The organism is Fusobacterium sp. SYSU M8D902, from assembly GCF_040199715.1.
Lineage (GTDB): Bacteria > Fusobacteriota > Fusobacteriia > Fusobacteriales > Fusobacteriaceae > Fusobacterium_A.
Genome location: NZ_JBEFNA010000065.1, coordinates 1 through 1,225 on the forward strand (window position 1 = coordinate 1; position 1,225 = coordinate 1,225).

Consider the following 1,225-nt stretch of genomic DNA (forward strand, 5'->3'; position numbering starts at 1 on the left):
TATTATCTATCTTAATATTATTAGCTCCTTCTACTCTTCTTGGACTATCTATTGTTAGTGTATGTTCCACCATCTTTTGTTGCTTTCCATCTTTATTTCTAAATACTCTTATCATTAAGTTATGATTAGGTTCTAATACTCCCCATTCGTTTAATGAAAGTCTTAGTTTTCCTGCTTCTACCTTGTAAGAATATTTTAGATCTCCAATAGTAGCAGTTTGAACTCCTAAATTACCACTAGCACCTACTCTAACTTGCTTACCATCAATTTCTAGTATATCTCCCTCTTCCATAGTAACAATACCTTTACCTGATGTATTAAAAGTAACATCAGTTAAAGAATTTTCTAAAGCTAAAGGTTTTCCTGCTTCAAATTCAGTAGAATTAAATTGAATGAATTGATTAGTAGGATATTTTTCTCTAACAGTAAGAGAACTTTGTCCTTTTAATGTAGAAGGTTTGTATTTAAAATTTATTGTTAATTCTTGTGATACATCATGTTCAAATTCCTCAACTGGCTGTTGATTATCTCCAGTACTTCCTCCTAGTCTAATATGTTGACCTATTCCTTTCAAATAAAAAGTTAGTGAAAAATTTTTACTGGGATATTTTATTAATCTTAATTTAAAACTATTTCCACCTCCAATTTGAATACTTATTTCATCATCTATTTCTACAATATTAGAGTTATAACTTCCTTGTGCAATAACTTTATTATTTATAGAAACATTATTTATCCTTTTTAAATAGTAATCTCGTTGATATAATCTTATTGTAGTTGGTAACCATGTTTTAGGATTGGTAGTTACATTATCATAATATTCTGTATTTAAATCTTTTACAGCTTTATCACTACTACTAATAATTATATTCCCTCTTTGACCATCATATGAACCAATATTTTCTATCCAACTTCCTTTATAAAAATCATTTATTTCTAAATTTTTTGTAGAATATCTATGCCCATCATACCATTTATATAAATTTATAAATCTATTATTCCATTTCCAAGTTCCTGTTTTACCTACTAAATATAGAAATTCAGGTACTTTTATTCCTTCTATTTCTATTCCTTCTTCTGTTTTAGTTATTCTATATTCCTTAGAAATTTTTCCTTCTTTGTTATCTATTATTTCATAGGAATCTTCAAAATTTACTTGTGGATTTTCTTCTTTAGGAATTATTACCTTGTTTCCAGCTACATATCCTACTACTTCTTTACTTTT

The 1,225-nt window shown here is 27.2% G+C and carries 1 protein-coding gene; it reads right to left on the bottom strand.

The genetic code is table 11. The annotated features are described in order from the left end of the window. The coding region (locus ABNK64_RS11050) for a hypothetical protein (protein ID WP_349764427.1) at positions 1-1,225 on the bottom strand (1,225 nt) is incomplete at both ends.